Below are 15,340 nucleotides of genomic sequence, written 5' to 3'. Positions count from 1 at the left end.
AATCAATTTATTTCTTAAAGGTAAATGACACCAATACCTTATCATTTAGCTTTTGTTCTTCAGGACTGAATGTGGGTTCTTGACGGGATTCGGCCATATCCATTGCCATCATGGATTTCGACTGTCTCATCACCGGGTAAAAGTTGTTGCCATCCGAGGTGTAGTTCACTCTATAGACCTGAATGTTCTGTATTCCCAGTGATTTGGCAATAATATCGGCTTTGGATTTCGCATCTGCTATGGCCAATTCAAGTAATTTCTGTTCTGAAGATTTGCGGACCTTATCTGAGATATTGAATTGTATATTGAAACCCATATCGGCTGTTTGGTGAAGGCTTTCTGTAATTTTGACCAAGTCCTGATCGATATTTCTTACCCTGACTTTTATGGTTTGGGATGCCACATAGCCACTGTCTCGGGAAGTACCTTTGGCATAAACCCTATTGACACTGACATAGTAATTGTCCACTGTGAAATCATAGTCTTTCACCTTGGTTTTCTTGAGGGCATCCTCAATGGATTTTGTTTTTTTGTTCAAAGCATTTGTAACGTCTGCCACTTTCATGGATTTTTCAATCAAACTAAGATGTATGATTGCCTCATCTGGCATAATGCTGATTTCACTTGTACCTTCCACTTCGATCATGGGAATGTTTTCCTGTGAGAAGGCCGTAACAGCTAGTAATAAAAACAAGGAAGCGAATAGTAGCTTTTTCATAATTTTGGTTTTTTATTCTTCAACGTCAGATTCAAAACTAAGGCCATTTTTTACAGAAACGGATTTTCTTCGGGGTCTTGTCTCATATCCCAAAAGTTCAATATGACTAATTGGTCTTTATAGATTCCGTATATTATTTTAAAGTATTTCAAAAAATTCAAGCTTCTGACTCCTGGGATTTCTGACTCTTTTCCAATCAATGGATTCTGTAGGATAATTTGAATCCTTTGATCTAATTCTTTCTTGATTTTGATGGGGTAAGAGTAGCTTTGGGTTCTATTTTTCCAATAATCCAAGACATTAAAAAGCTGTTCGTCTGCCTCATCAGTCCAGACTACTTTCTCATCCATTCTTCAAACTTTATATCAATTTCTTTCTGGGTCTTAACTTTGCCTTTTTCAAACTGATCTTTTGCCTTCAATATAGATTCCATTTGCTTGTCTGAAAAGACGGCGTTTTCTTCTTGAATTTCATTTTCGAGAAATTCAAAAATCCTACCTAACAGATCATCATCATGGGTCTGTTCGATGATAGTAATTATTTTTTCTTTTATACTTTCCACTATTGATACTTATAATATAATTAGCAATTTGAATATACTGAATTCTGCCAATAGATGAAATTAAAATTATCGTATTATAAACGAATATCTAAATATCTAATCTGCATTTGCCAGTCAGGCGGGTATCAATGAATATAGTTAACAGTACTCAGTGTTCAGTTTGCGGTTTTAAATCGCAGACAATGAAGTTAATCAGCTAACTGAGACCTACTGTTAACTGAAAACTGCGACTGCGAACTGCGACTGCTCACTGCCTACTGAGACTGCCTACTGACCTAAGTCCAAAATATCCCTGATCTTATTCACTTTACCCATATCATTGGCGAGTCCATCATAGTCATCCGCAAGGATTTTATCACGGAATTTGGAAAGATTTGAGATGTAAAGACTCATGGCATCTAGAATATTTTTTTTGTTTTCTTCCATAATCGGTGCCCACATTGCCGGTGAACTCTTAGCCAATCGCACAGTAGAAGCAAAGCCAGAACCTGCCATATCGAAAATGTTTTTTTCGTCTTCCATTTTATCCATAACAGTCTTGCCCAACATAAAAGAAGAAATGTGGGACAAATGGGATACGAATGCCAAATGTCTGTCATGTTCTTCCGTATCCATGAACCGCAATTTCATATTGAGCGCTTCAAAAATCTCGTAGGCCATTCCTTTGAGATGAATATTGGTTTTTTCCATCTCACAAATGATGAATACTTTTTTGTCCAAAAGGTCTTCCTTAGCCGCTTTTGGTCCGGAATATTCCGTTCCTGCAATGGGGTGACCGGCCAAATATTGCTCTCTCTTGGGATGATCTGCTACTGAAAGACAAAGGGCTTCTTTGGTAGAACCAAAATCAATCACCAAGGTGTTTGGACCAATATGATCTAAGGTTTTGACAAGAAGATCAGATAAGGTATTTGCAGGTGTGGCCAAAACTATGACATCAGTATCCATGTCAGCTTTCTGTTTTGCTTCGTCAATGATTCCCAAGGAAATGGCGTCTTCCTGATTTATTAAGTTGGAATCGAATCCTGTGAATTTAATTTCAGGTTTAACTTTTTTGAGTGCCAAGGCTAATGAACCTCCTAAAAGACCAAGCCCTATGATGTGTATTTTTTTCATTTTAACAAAAATAATTGTATGGTTAGATGATTAAATTCTTCTAATGGCTTCTTGGATGGCGGTTTCATTGACGCAAAGCGAAAATCTCACATACCCCTCACCTTCCTTTCCAAACACCTGGCCCGGAGTAACAAAAATATGATAGGTATAAAGCAAGCTGTCTACAAATTGGACCGAATTTTGGCCATCCGGCAGTTTGGCCCAAACAAACATCCCTGACGTATTTTTCTCACAGCTCATCCCCAATTTTTCAACCAATTCCCAAACGAGTTTCCTACGTTTTGAATAAATCTGGTTCAATTGCTTATACCAATCTTCTCCCAATCCCAATGCAGCAATAGCCCCTTGCTGTATCCCCAAAAACATGCCAGAATCCATATTGCTTTTCACTTTTGTGATAGCCTGAATCCATTCGGGCTTTCCCGAAAGCATCCCTACCCGCCAACCTGCCATATTGGAAGTTTTGCTCAGGGAGTTAAGCTCCAATGCGATATCTTTAGCTCCCTCAATCTGAAAGATACTTTTTGGATTGTCCTCAAGGATAAAACTGTACGGGTTATCATGGGCAATAATGATGTCATGTTTTTTACCAAAGTCTATCAGTTTCTGAAATAAATCCAGGTCTGCCTTGGCTCCGGTAGGCATATGTGGATAGTTGGTCCACATGATTTTCACTTTACTGAGATCCAATTTTTCCAATTCATTAAATTCAGGATGCCAATTGTTTTCAGCCTTCAGGGAATAAAATAGGGATGAGGCTCCCAATAATTTTGTCACTGATGTATAAGTGGGGTACCCGGGATCAGGAATCAAGACTTCATCCCCTTCATTCAGAAAAGTCATCGAGATATGCATAATGCCTTCCTTAGAACCCATAAGTGGTAGGATTTCCTCTTGGGGTAGCAATGACACCTGATAAAACCTTGAATAAAAATCCGCAAAGGACTTCCTCAATGCAGGAATACCTTGATAATTTTGGTAGCCGTGGGATTTAGAGAGAGACGCAGATTTGTACAATGCCTCCACTATTGATGGATGCGGAGGTAGATCAGGACTACCGATCCCCATATTAATGATGGGCTTTCCTTCAGAAATCAATTGATTAACTTCTTTGAGTTTCTTTGAAAAATAGTATTCCTCAACCTGAGCAACTCTTTTTGAAAAAGACATCATTATTTCCTGTTTAGGTATTCCCCGAAGATTTTAACTTCCCCAAAATTATTATTTATTTCTTGAATGGCCTTTTGAAAAGCATCATAATCATCAAATTGTATATCCATAAAAAATGCATATTCCCAAGGTTTTTCGATTACAGGTATGGATTGGATTTTACTAAGGTCTAAACCGAAATCACTCATCCTAGTAAGCAATTTGGCCAAGATCCCTTTGGCATTTTTCACAGTAACTTTGATAGATGCCTTGTTGGGTACAAAATCCAAATCCACCACATCTTTTTGAAGAATGATAAATCGGGTAAAATTATATTTGACCGTCTGAATGTCTTCGGCCAATATTTTCAACCCATATGTTTGGGCCGCAGTTTTACTGGCAATGGCACCAATATCCAAAAGCTTTTCTTCTGAAATCCTTTTGGCGACAGAAGCGGTATCAACATCATCAATCAATTGGATGGCAGGATGGTTTTCGAAAAACTTTTTGCATTGCAGTAAGGCCATGGGATGTGACCTGACTTCTAAAAGGTCATCAACCTGTTGACCAGGTAAGCCCATTAAATTGTGGGATATGGGTAAATAATATTCATCATTGATCAGAAGATTATATCGATCTATCAATTCATAATTTGGAAGGATGGCACCTGCAATCGAATTTTCAATAGCCAAAACCCCAAAATCCGCCTCCCCTTTACTGACACTTTTGGCAACCTCCTCAAATATCCTGAATCCCAAGATCTCTGCATCTGCTCCAAAAACATTGAGTGCTACCTGATGGTGAAAAGATCCTGGAATTCCTTGAATTGCGATTTTCATAGGGTCAGATATTTTAAGGGAGAATTAGTTTAACATCCTGAATTCGCTCAAAAAGTTTACGGTTTAAAGTTGCCAGAGGTCTTTTATATCTTATTGCTATTGAAGCAATAAACAAGTCGGGTAAGGCAATCTGCTTGTTGATTTTTTTTAATTCTTGGTGTATTCTGACAGCTATGTCCGCAGCTTCATTATCAAAAGATAAAACTTTAACTTCACTCAGTAAAGAATTCCAAAACTCAAACTGGATTGGATTGATCCCATACTTTATTTCAAATGCTGTAATAGAAGTAATTTCAAAAAAATCATAGGTGACCATCAATTCCAAGAAAAATGAATTTTCCTTTTTTTTCTTCCTGAAATAATCAAAAAGTATAGAAGTATCCAAGCAAATTATTCTGCTCTCCATTTGTTGATTAAATCTCTTGCTTTCGATACTTTATTCAACTCTTCTTTAGATAGGACCGGACCATTTAGTAGAAGTTCCTTTAAAATTTCGCTTTCCCTTTTTCTCTGATCCTTTTTCAAAGTTTTTTCATCGAGAAGGGCTTTGACCTCTACCAATTCATCTGGTTTCAGTTGATTGATGATTTCCTTCAATTGGTCTAAATTTTTTTCTAATGATACACTCATATTTAAATGTACGGAATTGATTTTTTAAAGATAAAATAAACTGCCGAAACCAACGACATAAATTGCTTTTATACTTTCGTTTACTCCTGACTTACTTCTTGACTCTTTTTTTCTTGGTTCTTGTCTCTTGATTCTCGTATCTTGGCTCTAGATTCTTGGCTCTCCAATACTCGGGGCAAGCCTTTTTCCATCATCCTTTCTCCTTCATCCTTTCCGCTCTTGCATCTCCCCCTTCCCCTCAGCCAAAACCTTCGAGGTCAAAAATAAGACCTCAAAGGTTACGCACCCTGTCTCATGTCTAATATCTCACGTCTCACGTCTTAATCAAAGCAACATGTTTCCAAAAACTCGGATAAGATTTATTGACTACTTCGGGGTCTTCGATGAAGACATGGGTCTTGGTCATAAGGGGCATAAATGCCATCGCCATTCTATGGTCATCATAAGTATGGATCCGGACTTCATGGGGCATTTGGACCGATGGAACCAAGGTAAAGACACCATTTTCTCCCTCCACTAATTGCGCATTGAATTTTGCCAATTCTTGCTGAAGGGCAAAAATTCTGTCAGTTTCTTTGATCCTCAGACTTTCAAGGCCTGTGAATGTTGCTTTCTGCCCTACAATGGCACAGGTCACCGCGACAGTCTGGGCCAAGTCAGGGCAATGTGTAAAATCCCATAAAGCAAGGCCTTTTAATTTTTGCTTGGTCAATTTTACACCACCTTCTTGAAATTCACTTTTAACCCCAATTTTATCCATAATATCAACAATGGCTGAATCTCCCTGCAGACTGTTTTTTTTCAATCCTTCCAAAAACAACTCCCCTTCTTCAGCACATGCCAACAAGCTGAACCAATAGCTAGCCCCTGACCAATCACTTTCTACCGCAAAGGCAGTGGGCTGATAAGCCTGAGGCGCAATTTTAATTATATCTTCTTCCCAAGTGTAGTCGACTCCAAATTGTTTCATCAACTGAAGGGTCATCTCTATGTAAGTTCTCGACCCGACTTTACCTTCCAATTTGATCTCAAGTCCTTTGGGAAGCAGTGGTGCAATCATCAAAATGGCTGAAATATATTGACTGCTGACATCTCCTCTGACGGACACTTGGTCATTCGATTGCGCTTCCATACCGTGGATTGCCAATGGAGGAAATCCTTCCTTGTTCATGTAGAAGATTTCTGCACCAATATGTCTGAGTGCATCAACCAATATACCTATGGGTCTTTCGCACATTCTCGGTGTACCTGTCATGACTTTGTGTTGATTGGTCACTGCTGCATAAGCTGTTAAAAATCGCATGGTTGTCCCGGCATCTAATACATCAAAAATCGCGGGATTCTGGTTTAATAGCCTGATCATCGTCTGGGTATCCCTTGCCTCTGCCAGATTGCTGATGGTATTTGCACCTTCTGTCAAGGCATCAATGATCAAAACCCTGTTGCTTTCACTTTTAGAGGAAGGCAATGGAATCTTTGTTGCTTTAAAAGAGGCAATCTGTTGTAAATATTGGGCAGTCATTAGGTTTGATATTTATGCTGAATGGGTGAAATCAATTTTTGAAATTCGGGGTGCTTTCACTTAAAGGCTCTTGTAAAATTCGACAGATTCCACAATCTCTTCCATGGTCGCACTGAAGTTATATTCACATTTTCCTATTTGGGTCAATAAGGATAAATTGAGGGTTTTGCCTTCATTCTTTTTGTCCTGACTGCAAAGGGCGACTATTGCGGGAATATTCTCTACAAGAAAATCAAATTTTCCAAATACATCCAATAACATATTATTTATCAATTCCATTTCAGATTTTGACAAACCTGATTTTTTGACAGAAAGATAGGATTCACAGATCATCCCGATGGCAATGGCTTCTCCATGCAACAAATGCCTGTCCGAATCCAAATAATATGATTCAAAAGCATGCCCGATGGTATGGCCAAAGTTCAGGATTTTTCTTAATCCGGATTCTTTGGGATCCTTTTGGACAACTTCTTTTTTGATACTCACTGATTTCTCAATGATCTCTCTCCAATTTTGTTTTTCCCAACCTTCTGTTTTGAGACACCCAAAATAATTGGCATTCTGAATCAAACCATGCTTGATCACTTCTGCATAACCCGACCTTAATTCCTCTTTGGGAAGGGTCTTTAAAAACACTTCAGAAATCATCACGGCTTCAGGTTCTGCAAAAACCCCAATATGGTTTTTGAACCCGTTGAAATCCACTCCCAACTTACCCCCTACACTGGCATCTACCTGAGAAAGTAAAGTGGTGGGAATATTAATGAATCGGACACCCCGTTTATAAGTTGCAGCACAAAAACCGCCCATATCCCCTGTGACACCACCACCAAGATTGATGATCAATGCTTGTCGGTCGAAGGCTTCATCAGTCATCCATTTCCAGATAGCAGCACATGTCTCCAGATTTTTGTGGGTTTCTCCTACAGGAAATGAAAACTGACAGTACGCATGAGGTAAATGATCTTTAATGACCGGAAGACAATGTTTTTCAGTATTGGTATCTGTAATAATTCCCAATTTGGAAAAACTGTGGTTTGCCAAATAGCTTCTGAGATCCTCGGCAACGGAATTTGAAAATATGATTGATTCCAAAATGGTTTATTTTTTTTTATCAAATTTAAAATACAGAGTAAAAGTACGGAATACTTAGCCTAGTATTGATAACCTTTCTGGTATTCCGTTCTTTTATCCAATACAGATTTTCGGAGCGTCATGCAGAACGTAGTGAAGCATCTCCCGAGGTTAAGGAAAAGGATGACTTTGACTAAAAGGTATAATACTTTTCCAGAAATTTAACCTTCTAATTGTACCAGTGGAGATCCCTACCAATGACAGAATTTCTATGTTGGTTTAAATCATCAAATGCCAATTTGAAATCCCATGGCATTTTCTGGACAATAAATCGGTCGTTCCTATGGAACTTTTGCATATGCGATCCCATCAAATCCCAGGGTTAAAACCCTGGGCTATTATATTGGCCGCTCCTATGGAGCTTGTATTGAGCCTACTGGAAGCGACAACTTAATGTCATTCTCCTTTCTGTAACTGCCAAATTTTTATTACTACCAATGACAGTATTTGTAATTGATGGTTTAGAACTACAAATAGCATTTAAGCCTAGAAAGAACTTTGCCTTGCACCTCCTTGCCTGGTCGGCAGACAGGGACGCAGGAGAGGTCTGGAGCCCGTCTTGATGTCATTACCCTTTCTGAACATTTCCAAAATGTTGGAGACTCGGGATGACGATTAACCTGAGGTCATTAGTAATTCTGAGAGTTTACAAAACATTGGAGACTATCAAAGATAAGTTACAATTCTAATTTAGATGGCTTTACTTGGTACAACTTGTCCGCCGTGGCGGATTGTAATTGGTCCTTTGTACATCAATATCACTTCTTCACCGATGCCGCTTCCCTCAATTGCTTCTCCTGTCTTTTTACAGACTCTTCATGGATACAATAGAGCAATTCCTTCATGAATTTTTCGCTGAGGTTTTTATCCACACCTTTTTGAGTTCTGGATTCCATCACATATTTCCATCTATCTGATTGGAATACGGTCAGGTGATGTTCCCTTTTATAAGCCCCTACCTGGTCAATCAGGGAAAACCTTTCCTGCAGAATATCCAACAACTGATCATCAAGGTGGTCAATGGCATTTCTCAAGTCATTCAATCTTTCACTTGGGTTTTCAGCTCCGAGCGTATCTTTAAAGTCAATTTGGGACAAGATATTTTTAAGTGCCGCAGGTGTCACTTGTTGCTTGGCATCAGACCAAGCATTGTCTGGGTCATGGTGTGTCTCAATCATCAAACCATCCAATCCAAAGTTGATGGCCCGCTGTGCTGTTTCAAGAATTCCTTCTCTGTTTCCAACAATATGGCTTGGGTCATTGATCACTTCCATTCCTTTCCATTCTCTTTTTAAGTGGATAGGCATCGACCAATTGGGTTTATTACGGAATCTTTTGTCATAAGAATCTGAAAATCCTCTGTGTATGGCAGCCAACTTATTGATGCCTACAGCATGCAGTCTTTCCAAAGCACCGATCCATAGCTGAAGATCAGGATTCATTGGATTTTTAACCATTACTGGAATATCAACTCCTCTTAATGCTTCAGCAATTTCCTGAACCGCAAAAGGGTTAACAGTAGTTCTTGCTCCGATCCACAATACATCCACTTTGTGTTTGAGTGCCATCTCTACGTGAGCAGCATTTCCTACTTCCGTGGTGATTGGGATGTTGAGGTGATGCCTAGCTATCTCCATCCAATTTAACCCTTCTTCACCAATACCCTCAAACAACCCTGGTCTTGTACGTGGTTTCCAAATACCTGCACGGAATATATCGGGAATCATATTTTCCTTTTTCATTTCGATACAGACTTTTTCGATTTGTTCGGGGCTTTCTGCGCTACAAGGACCGGCAATGATGATGTGGCCTTTAAGTCCTAATCCCCAGTCTTTGGTTTGTAAGTGATCTTTCATTCTCAAATTGGTTTAAAATAAAAAACCCGACTCTTTCGAATCGGGCTCTTATATGGTTTATAATTTTTAGTTTTTTACCAGACAATAGGCAGCTCCGATTCGACCTTGAGGACGAAAGTAAAAGTAAAAGAAGGTAAAATATGCGAAGGCTGCGATTAACATGTTTCAAATGTAAAGGCCTCATTTTTAAAAACAAATTAATTTTTGAATATTTTTTTGAGATTTCTTCAAAAATCAGATCGTTTGATATTTATTCGAAAACATCATTATATAAATAATCTGACCACCAAATATAATATTGATAAATTAACCTGATGTTTTAGGATACTCACTTCCTTCTTTTACTTCAGTTTGCTTTTTATTCGATTCGGTATGAATCAGCTGAAAAAGGTCTTGTTGTCTACTTAAAAATTGAATAGCCCAATGTCCAATCAAAGAAATCTGCCCTTCCTTTTCTTTTACCAAACAAATTCTACCCCCATGGAGTTTTTTTGATATATTTGCGCCACAATTAGAGCTCCTATGCCAGTCAAACCCAATATTTCTTTCGAGAACCTGGAAGTTGCCTTTGCTTCCAAATCAAATAGAGACTTGAAGAAAATGTACCTCATCTTTGCTACCATCAACAACAATGTGGCGGTAAGTTTGGGTACAAAAATGGCCAATTGGGCTTTTGCTTTAAATTTGCCCATCAAAGGCATCATGAAAAAAACGATGTTTGGTCATTTTTGTGGAGGAGAGGATATTGAAGATTGCCAACAAGCTGTTAATGACCTTGCCAAATTTAAGATTCATGCCATTCTTGATTATTCTGTTGAAGGCAAAGGTGATGAAGAAAGTTATGAAGCCACAAAAAATGAGATTCTGAGGACTATAGAAAGATCAGCGGGAGATGATGATATACCTTTTGCTGTTTTTAAGGTGACCGGATTGGGAGATTATAGGATCATGACCAAAGTTCAGGAAGGAAAAAAACTCAATGAAAAAGAAAAAGCTTCCTATGAAAAATTAAAAAACAGGGTCGATACCTTATGCAATGCAGCTTTCCAGGCCAACACAAAAATTCTAGTGGATGCAGAAGAATCATGGTTTCAGGATGTATTGGATAAGATGGTATATGAAGCTATGGAAAAATACAACCAAAATACCTGTATTGTATACAACACTTACCAAATGTACAGGCATGACATGTTGGAAAGATTGAAAAAAGCCCATCAGGTTGCATCAGAAAAAGGATATCACTTTGGAGCAAAATTGGTAAGAGGTGCTTACATGGAAAAAGAAAGAGATAGAGCTGATGAAAAAAATTACAGAAGCCCTATCCAGCCAACCAAGGAAGCTTCTGACAGAGATTACAACGATGCCTTGAGGTATTGTGTGGAAAATATTGAGGGTATGGGATTGGTATCCGGTACTCACAATGAAGAAAGCAATATTCTTCTAACTGAATTAATAACAAAATATGGCATCAATCCCAAAGATGACAGGGTCTATTTTGCTCAATTATATGGAATGAGCGATAATATTTCCTATAATCTTGCCAATGCAGGTTATAATGTAGTGAAATATGTTCCCTATGGCCCTGTTGAAAAAGTAATGCCCTACCTTTCGAGAAGAGCGGAAGAAAACACATCCGTTGCAGGTCAAAGCAGCAGGGAGTTTGATTTGGTGAAGCGGGAAATAGCTAGGAGGAGGAAAAAGTAATGTTGACAAACACCTATTTCTCATTGCTTTCTGGAACTTAAGTCCGATGACCGATGACCGATGTCCGATGTCCGATGTCCGAAGCTAGCGAGGGTTACTCCATTTACTTTCTCTCTTAATTGGTGACTTTCATTTACCGGAAAGAAAAGAGTGTTCAATAGAAAAATAAAAGAATCAAGGCCATTTGATGTATTAAGAAATATTTGTTCTTCAATCATCTCATGTCTTGAGTCTCATATCTAAAATCTAAACAAGAAATGCAGTTACTTAGCGAACAGGAAATAGAAAGAAGAAAAGATAGGGAAGAGTTGATGAAATTGGGAATTGACCCCTATCCTGCCGAATCATTTCCGATCAATGTCACCGCAGCGGACATCCATAAAAATTACGAAAACAGGAAAACCGATTATAAGGACATCTCCATAGCGGGCAGGCTGATGACCAAAAGAATCATGGGTTCTGCCTCTTTCGCAGAAATACAGGATTCTACAGGAAGACTTCAGATTTACCTGAGACGAGATGACCTTTGTCCAGGCGAAGACAAGACTTTTTACAATATCATATTTAAGAAGCTTTTGGGAATCGGTGACTTTATCGGATTGAAAGGATATATTTTCACTACCCAAACAGGAGAGATTTCACTTCATGTCACCGACTTGAAGATCCTTTCCAAATCCATCAAACCACTTCCTGTGGTCAAAAGGGATGAAGAAGGCAATGTCTATGATGGTTTTACCGATCCTGAATTAAGATATAGACAACGATATGTTGACTTAACGGTGAATCCTGAAGTGAAAAATGTATTTGTTACCCGGTCCAAAATCATCAGCAATATGCGCCGGTATTTTGATGACCACGGATGGCTGGAAGTGGAGACACCTATACTGCAACAAGTTCATGGGGGTGCAGCTGCACGTCCATTCACCACGCATCACAATACCCTGGATATGGGTTTGTTTTTACGAATAGCGAATGAACTTTACCTCAAAAGGTTGATTGTAGGTGGTTTTGAAGGGGTTTATGAGTTTGGGAAAATGTTCCGGAATGAAGGGATGGACCGGACCCATAATCCGGAATTTACCTCAATGGAAATTTATGTGGCCTATAAAGACTATATCTGGATGATGGAAATGGTGGAAGAACTGATTGAGAAAGTTACGGAATCCATCCATGGCACCACAATTTTAACAGTTGGGGACAAGCAGGTTGACTTTGCCGGGCCATATCGAAGACTAACCATGCTTGATTCTATCAAAGAATTTGCAGGTGTGGATGTCAGCGAAATGAATGAAGATGGGCTGAAAAAAGTGTGTGCCGAATTTGGTATTGCAGTTGACAATACCATGGGCAAAGGAAAACTTATCGATGAAATATTCGGAGAGAAAGTAGAAGCAAACCTGATTCAACCGACTTATATCACCGACTACCCAGTTGAAATGACTCCTCTGGCTAAGAAACATAGAAGTAAAGAAGGATTGGTTGAGCGTTTTGAGCTTTTTGTCAATGGTAAAGAAATAGCCAATGCCTATTCAGAACTAAACGACCCCATCGTCCAAAGAGAAAGGTTTGAAGAGCAAGTGAAACTGGCAGCAAGAGGTGATGATGAAGCCATGGCCATGGATGAAGATTTCCTAAGGTCATTAGAATACGGCATGCCACCTACGTCAGGCTTAGGTATTGGAATTGATCGATTGACCATGTTGTTGACTAACAAGACCACCATACAGGAAGTCCTGTTTTTCCCACAGATGAGACCAGAGAAAAAAGTGAAGATCGCTTCTGATGAGGATTTTATGGCCTTAGGCATACCTGCCGGATTAATCCCTGCCATCCGTGACCTGAATATCCATACCATTGAGCAGTTGAAGGAACAAGATTCCAACAAACTCTTCAATGATGTCTGTGGTAGGAGGAAAAAATTGAAGCTAGATGCTGCAAACCCGAGTAAGGAGGATGTTGAGGGGTGGGTTTCTTGAAGGATGAAGGTTAAAGGATGAAAGTAGATGGTAGATTTTAGATTTAAGATTTTAGATTGAACGATAAGTTTCTCCTTTTCACTTCGAGTCCCCAACATTTCGAAAATGTTCAGAAAAGGAATGACATTAGGTTACCCCTATCTCCATAAGTCAGGCGTCATTCCGAGTCCCCAATATTTTCAAAATGTTCAAAATAGGTAATGACGTAAGGTTATGCGTCATGCCGAGGCACGAGGTATCTCTAAAGGTCCTATTTATGTTTATTTCTATCATTTGCGGATCCTCATGAGACCCCCCGAATCCCGATAATTATCGGGACGGGGTAGGCTTTCCTACAGGGTGACGTACCGCTCCGGTTAGATAAATCCAACTTACCTACTTCCTTCTAAAGGAATAGAAAAACAGGCTTTTATAAGAATTGCCATTTTACCTTTTTTACAATACTCCATTTTTAAGTTATTTTTTCATCCATATTTTTAATTAAATTAATATATTTCGATAATATCAGTAAAAAATCAAACCATGAACCTAAGACTCAACTCTGAATTTGGGACATTGAAGGCTGTGCTGATGCATAGACCAGGAAAAGAGATTGATAGATTGACTCCTTATAATAAGGAATTGTTGCTTTTCGAGGATGTCCCCTACTTGGAGGCCATGCAAAAGGAACATGATGTATTTACTGATTTGATCAAACAGACTACAGGTGCACAGGTTTATAGATTGCATGAATTACTGATTCAGGTTTTGTCCAATCGGGAGATTCTGGAGAAATTGATGCATGACGCACTTTCCAAATCTGGATTGACTCACTTCAAAGAGTATATATTTGACAGATTGTCAACAGCAGAGTGTGCCACCGCCCTTACTGCAGGTGTCAAAGTCCATGAACTCAAAAGGAAAATCCCAAACTTACCCTCAGGAGAATTGATGGATTATGCCTTTGTGATTCCACCGAGTCCTAATCTATACTTTCAAAGAGACCCCATGGCCATCACTCCTGGAGGAATAATTTTTTCAAGTATGAAAATGGAAGGCAGACAACGAGAAGCAAATTTATTAAGATCTGTATTCGAAAACCATCCGGATTTTAAAGATCACGTTCATCAGATATATCCTGTTAACGGACATGAATCACCTCCAAGCATTGAAGGTGGAGACGTGATAGTACTTTCAAAAAAAGCAGTTGCTATCGGAAATTCGGAACGTACTGACGAAAAAGCCATTTACCATATTGCAAAGTCCCTACTTGCCGAAGGGACAGTAGAGCGGGTTTATGAAGTTCATCTTCCCAAAAAAAGGCAGTACATGCATTTGGATACCGTATTTACCATATTGGATGAAAACTTGGTTCTCACCTACCCTGATGCCCTCAATTCCGTCTTGCAGACTTCACTTTATACCTTAAAAGAAATCAAAGACGATAAAGTACATATCAAAAGACAAGTGCTTAATGAGTCTTTACTCACTGTGCTGGAAAAAGAAATCTTACATCTAGAAATACTTTCTACCGCAGATGGAAAACCTGATTATTCTATGCGTGAACAGTGGTTTGACGGGGCCAATGTTTTTGCCATAGGACCAAGAAGAGTTATCTCTTACAATAGAAATATCCATACCAATCGGGCTTTAAGAAATATGGGAGTGGAAGTTTTGGAGATACCCTCATCAGAATTGTCAAGGGGTTTGGGTGGCCCAAGGTGTATGACGATGCCGTTGAGTAGGGCTAAGATTTGAAAGTCGCAGTTTGAGCAGTTAGCAGTCGCAGTTTACAGTAGGTAGTGGCAGTGTGGTAGTCCGTTGACCGATGACCGATGACGGATGTTAGTTTTCCCAAAAACCTGAAGGACTGTCATTCTGAGTTTTCAGCATTTTGAAAATGTTCAGAATTGGCTATGACATCAGGTTACCCGATAGGCAGCCGTCATCCTGAGTCTCCAACATTTTTAAAATGTACAGAAAAGCAATGACAGCAAGTTACCCGCTAGGCAGCCGTCATCCTGAGTCCTCAACATTTTGAAAATGTTCAAAATTGGTAATGACATCAGGTTAAACCAATCCGGCCTCGGCAAGCTCGGCCACCGGGCCTGTCGTGTGGGGAGGTGGGGGTTGGGAAAAGCGGCACCGCCGCTTT

14 protein-coding genes are annotated in these 15,340 nt (G+C 39.2%); 3 read left to right on the top strand and 11 right to left on the bottom strand.

From position 1 onward, the window contains the following. Positions 1–7: 7 nt before the first annotated feature. The 11 genes from ACEW8U_RS12440 to ACEW8U_RS12390 form a co-directional block, all read right to left on the bottom strand. Complete coding sequence (locus ACEW8U_RS12440; protein ID WP_373522372.1) at positions 8–718, bottom strand: SIMPL domain-containing protein; 711 nt, start codon at positions 716–718, stop codon at positions 8–10. Positions 719–768: 50 nt separating this feature from the next. Next, positions 769–1,068 carry a type II toxin-antitoxin system RelE/ParE family toxin gene (locus tag ACEW8U_RS12435; protein ID WP_373522371.1) on the bottom strand — a complete coding sequence of 100 codons (300 nt, stop codon included), beginning with the start codon at positions 1,066–1,068 and terminating at the stop codon, positions 769–771. Beyond that, the gene (locus ACEW8U_RS12430; protein ID WP_373522370.1) at positions 1,053–1,280 is read right to left on the bottom strand and encodes a hypothetical protein; all 228 of its coding nucleotides are present in this window, start codon (positions 1,278–1,280) and stop codon (positions 1,053–1,055) included. Before ACEW8U_RS12430 ends, ACEW8U_RS12435 begins: the two co-directional genes overlap by 16 nt. A 267-nt stretch (positions 1,281–1,547) precedes the next feature. Then, a complete protein-coding gene (locus tag ACEW8U_RS12425; RefSeq protein WP_373522369.1) occupies positions 1,548–2,396 on the bottom strand; it encodes a prephenate dehydrogenase in 849 nt (282 codons plus the stop codon). A 30-nt stretch (positions 2,397–2,426) separates the two neighbouring features. Next, positions 2,427–3,569 (bottom strand): pyridoxal phosphate-dependent aminotransferase, encoded by a 1,143-nt coding sequence (locus ACEW8U_RS12420; protein ID WP_373522368.1) that lies wholly within the window; start codon positions 3,567–3,569, stop codon positions 2,427–2,429. After that, complete coding sequence (locus ACEW8U_RS12415) at positions 3,569–4,384, bottom strand: prephenate dehydratase (protein ID WP_373522367.1); 816 nt, start codon at positions 4,382–4,384, stop codon at positions 3,569–3,571. Before ACEW8U_RS12415 ends, ACEW8U_RS12420 begins: the two co-directional genes overlap by 1 nt. 13 nt (positions 4,385–4,397) lie before the next feature. Then, the gene (locus ACEW8U_RS12410; RefSeq protein WP_373522366.1) at positions 4,398–4,790 is read right to left on the bottom strand and encodes a type II toxin-antitoxin system VapC family toxin; all 393 of its coding nucleotides are present in this window, start codon (positions 4,788–4,790) and stop codon (positions 4,398–4,400) included. Next, positions 4,775–5,014 carry a hypothetical protein gene (locus ACEW8U_RS12405; RefSeq protein ID WP_373522365.1) on the bottom strand — a complete coding sequence of 80 codons (240 nt, stop codon included), beginning with the start codon at positions 5,012–5,014 and terminating at the stop codon, positions 4,775–4,777. The genes ACEW8U_RS12410 and ACEW8U_RS12405 overlap by 16 nt, the downstream gene beginning before the upstream one ends. 313 nt (positions 5,015–5,327) lie before the next feature. Beyond that, positions 5,328–6,536: a 3-phosphoshikimate 1-carboxyvinyltransferase gene (locus tag ACEW8U_RS12400; protein WP_373522364.1), complete on the bottom strand. Its 1,209-nt coding sequence runs from the start codon at positions 6,534–6,536 to the stop codon at positions 5,328–5,330. Positions 6,537–6,596: 60 nt separating this feature from the next. Continuing rightward, positions 6,597–7,631 (bottom strand): 3-dehydroquinate synthase, encoded by a 1,035-nt coding sequence (aroB, locus tag ACEW8U_RS12395; protein ID WP_373522363.1) that lies wholly within the window; start codon positions 7,629–7,631, stop codon positions 6,597–6,599. A gap of 797 nt (positions 7,632–8,428) precedes the next feature. Further along, positions 8,429–9,526, bottom strand: coding sequence for a chorismate mutase (locus ACEW8U_RS12390; RefSeq protein ID WP_373522362.1), 1,098 nt, complete (start codon positions 9,524–9,526; stop codon positions 8,429–8,431). Positions 9,527–10,048: 522 nt separating this feature from the next. Between ACEW8U_RS12390 and ACEW8U_RS12385 the strand changes: the two genes are divergently transcribed. The 3 genes from ACEW8U_RS12385 (at position 10,049) to ACEW8U_RS12375 (ending at position 14,943) form a co-directional block, all read left to right on the top strand. Continuing rightward, the gene (locus tag ACEW8U_RS12385; RefSeq protein ID WP_373522361.1) at positions 10,049–11,230 is read left to right on the top strand and encodes a proline dehydrogenase family protein; all 1,182 of its coding nucleotides are present in this window, start codon (positions 10,049–10,051) and stop codon (positions 11,228–11,230) included. A gap of 257 nt (positions 11,231–11,487) precedes the next feature. Further along, positions 11,488–13,206 (top strand): lysine--tRNA ligase, encoded by a 1,719-nt coding sequence (lysS, locus tag ACEW8U_RS12380; RefSeq protein ID WP_373522360.1) that lies wholly within the window; start codon positions 11,488–11,490, stop codon positions 13,204–13,206. 522 nt (positions 13,207–13,728) lie between these two features. Beyond that, on the top strand, positions 13,729–14,943 hold the full coding sequence (locus ACEW8U_RS12375) for an arginine deiminase family protein (RefSeq protein ID WP_373522359.1): 1,215 nt from the start codon (positions 13,729–13,731) through the stop codon (positions 14,941–14,943). Positions 14,944–15,340 lie beyond the last annotated feature (397 nt).

It is taken from the genome of Aquiflexum sp. (assembly GCF_041751335.1).
GTDB lineage: Bacteria > Bacteroidota > Bacteroidia > Cytophagales > Cyclobacteriaceae > Aquiflexum.
Note: the sequence above shows the minus strand (reverse complement) of the source record. Positions and strands in the feature narration are given on the sequence as shown.

What these genes read in the sequence shown, in the direction of transcription:
- ACEW8U_RS12390 (WP_373522362.1), bottom strand. Translation starts at nt 9,526, where the DNA reads ATGAAAGATCACTTACAAACCAAAGACTGGGGATTAGGACTTAAAGGC.
- ACEW8U_RS12440 (WP_373522372.1), bottom strand. Translation starts at nt 718, where the DNA reads ATGAAAAAGCTACTATTCGCTTCCTTGTTTTTATTACTAGCTGTTACG.
- ACEW8U_RS12420 (WP_373522368.1), bottom strand. Translation starts at nt 3,569, where the DNA reads ATGATGTCTTTTTCAAAAAGAGTTGCTCAGGTTGAGGAATACTATTTT.
- ACEW8U_RS12375 (WP_373522359.1), top strand. Translation starts at nt 13,729, where the DNA reads ATGAACCTAAGACTCAACTCTGAATTTGGGACATTGAAGGCTGTGCTG.
- ACEW8U_RS12385 (WP_373522361.1), top strand. Translation starts at nt 10,049, where the DNA reads ATGCCAGTCAAACCCAATATTTCTTTCGAGAACCTGGAAGTTGCCTTT.
- ACEW8U_RS12415 (WP_373522367.1), bottom strand. Translation starts at nt 4,384, where the DNA reads ATGAAAATCGCAATTCAAGGAATTCCAGGATCTTTTCACCATCAGGTA.
- ACEW8U_RS12425 (WP_373522369.1), bottom strand. Translation starts at nt 2,396, where the DNA reads ATGAAAAAAATACACATCATAGGGCTTGGTCTTTTAGGAGGTTCATTA.
- ACEW8U_RS12435 (WP_373522371.1), bottom strand. Translation starts at nt 1,068, where the DNA reads ATGGATGAGAAAGTAGTCTGGACTGATGAGGCAGACGAACAGCTTTTT.
- lysS (WP_373522360.1), top strand. Translation starts at nt 11,488, where the DNA reads ATGCAGTTACTTAGCGAACAGGAAATAGAAAGAAGAAAAGATAGGGAA.
- ACEW8U_RS12410 (WP_373522366.1), bottom strand. Translation starts at nt 4,790, where the DNA reads ATGGAGAGCAGAATAATTTGCTTGGATACTTCTATACTTTTTGATTAT.
- ACEW8U_RS12400 (WP_373522364.1), bottom strand. Translation starts at nt 6,536, where the DNA reads ATGACTGCCCAATATTTACAACAGATTGCCTCTTTTAAAGCAACAAAG.
- ACEW8U_RS12405 (WP_373522365.1), bottom strand. Translation starts at nt 5,014, where the DNA reads ATGAGTGTATCATTAGAAAAAAATTTAGACCAATTGAAGGAAATCATC.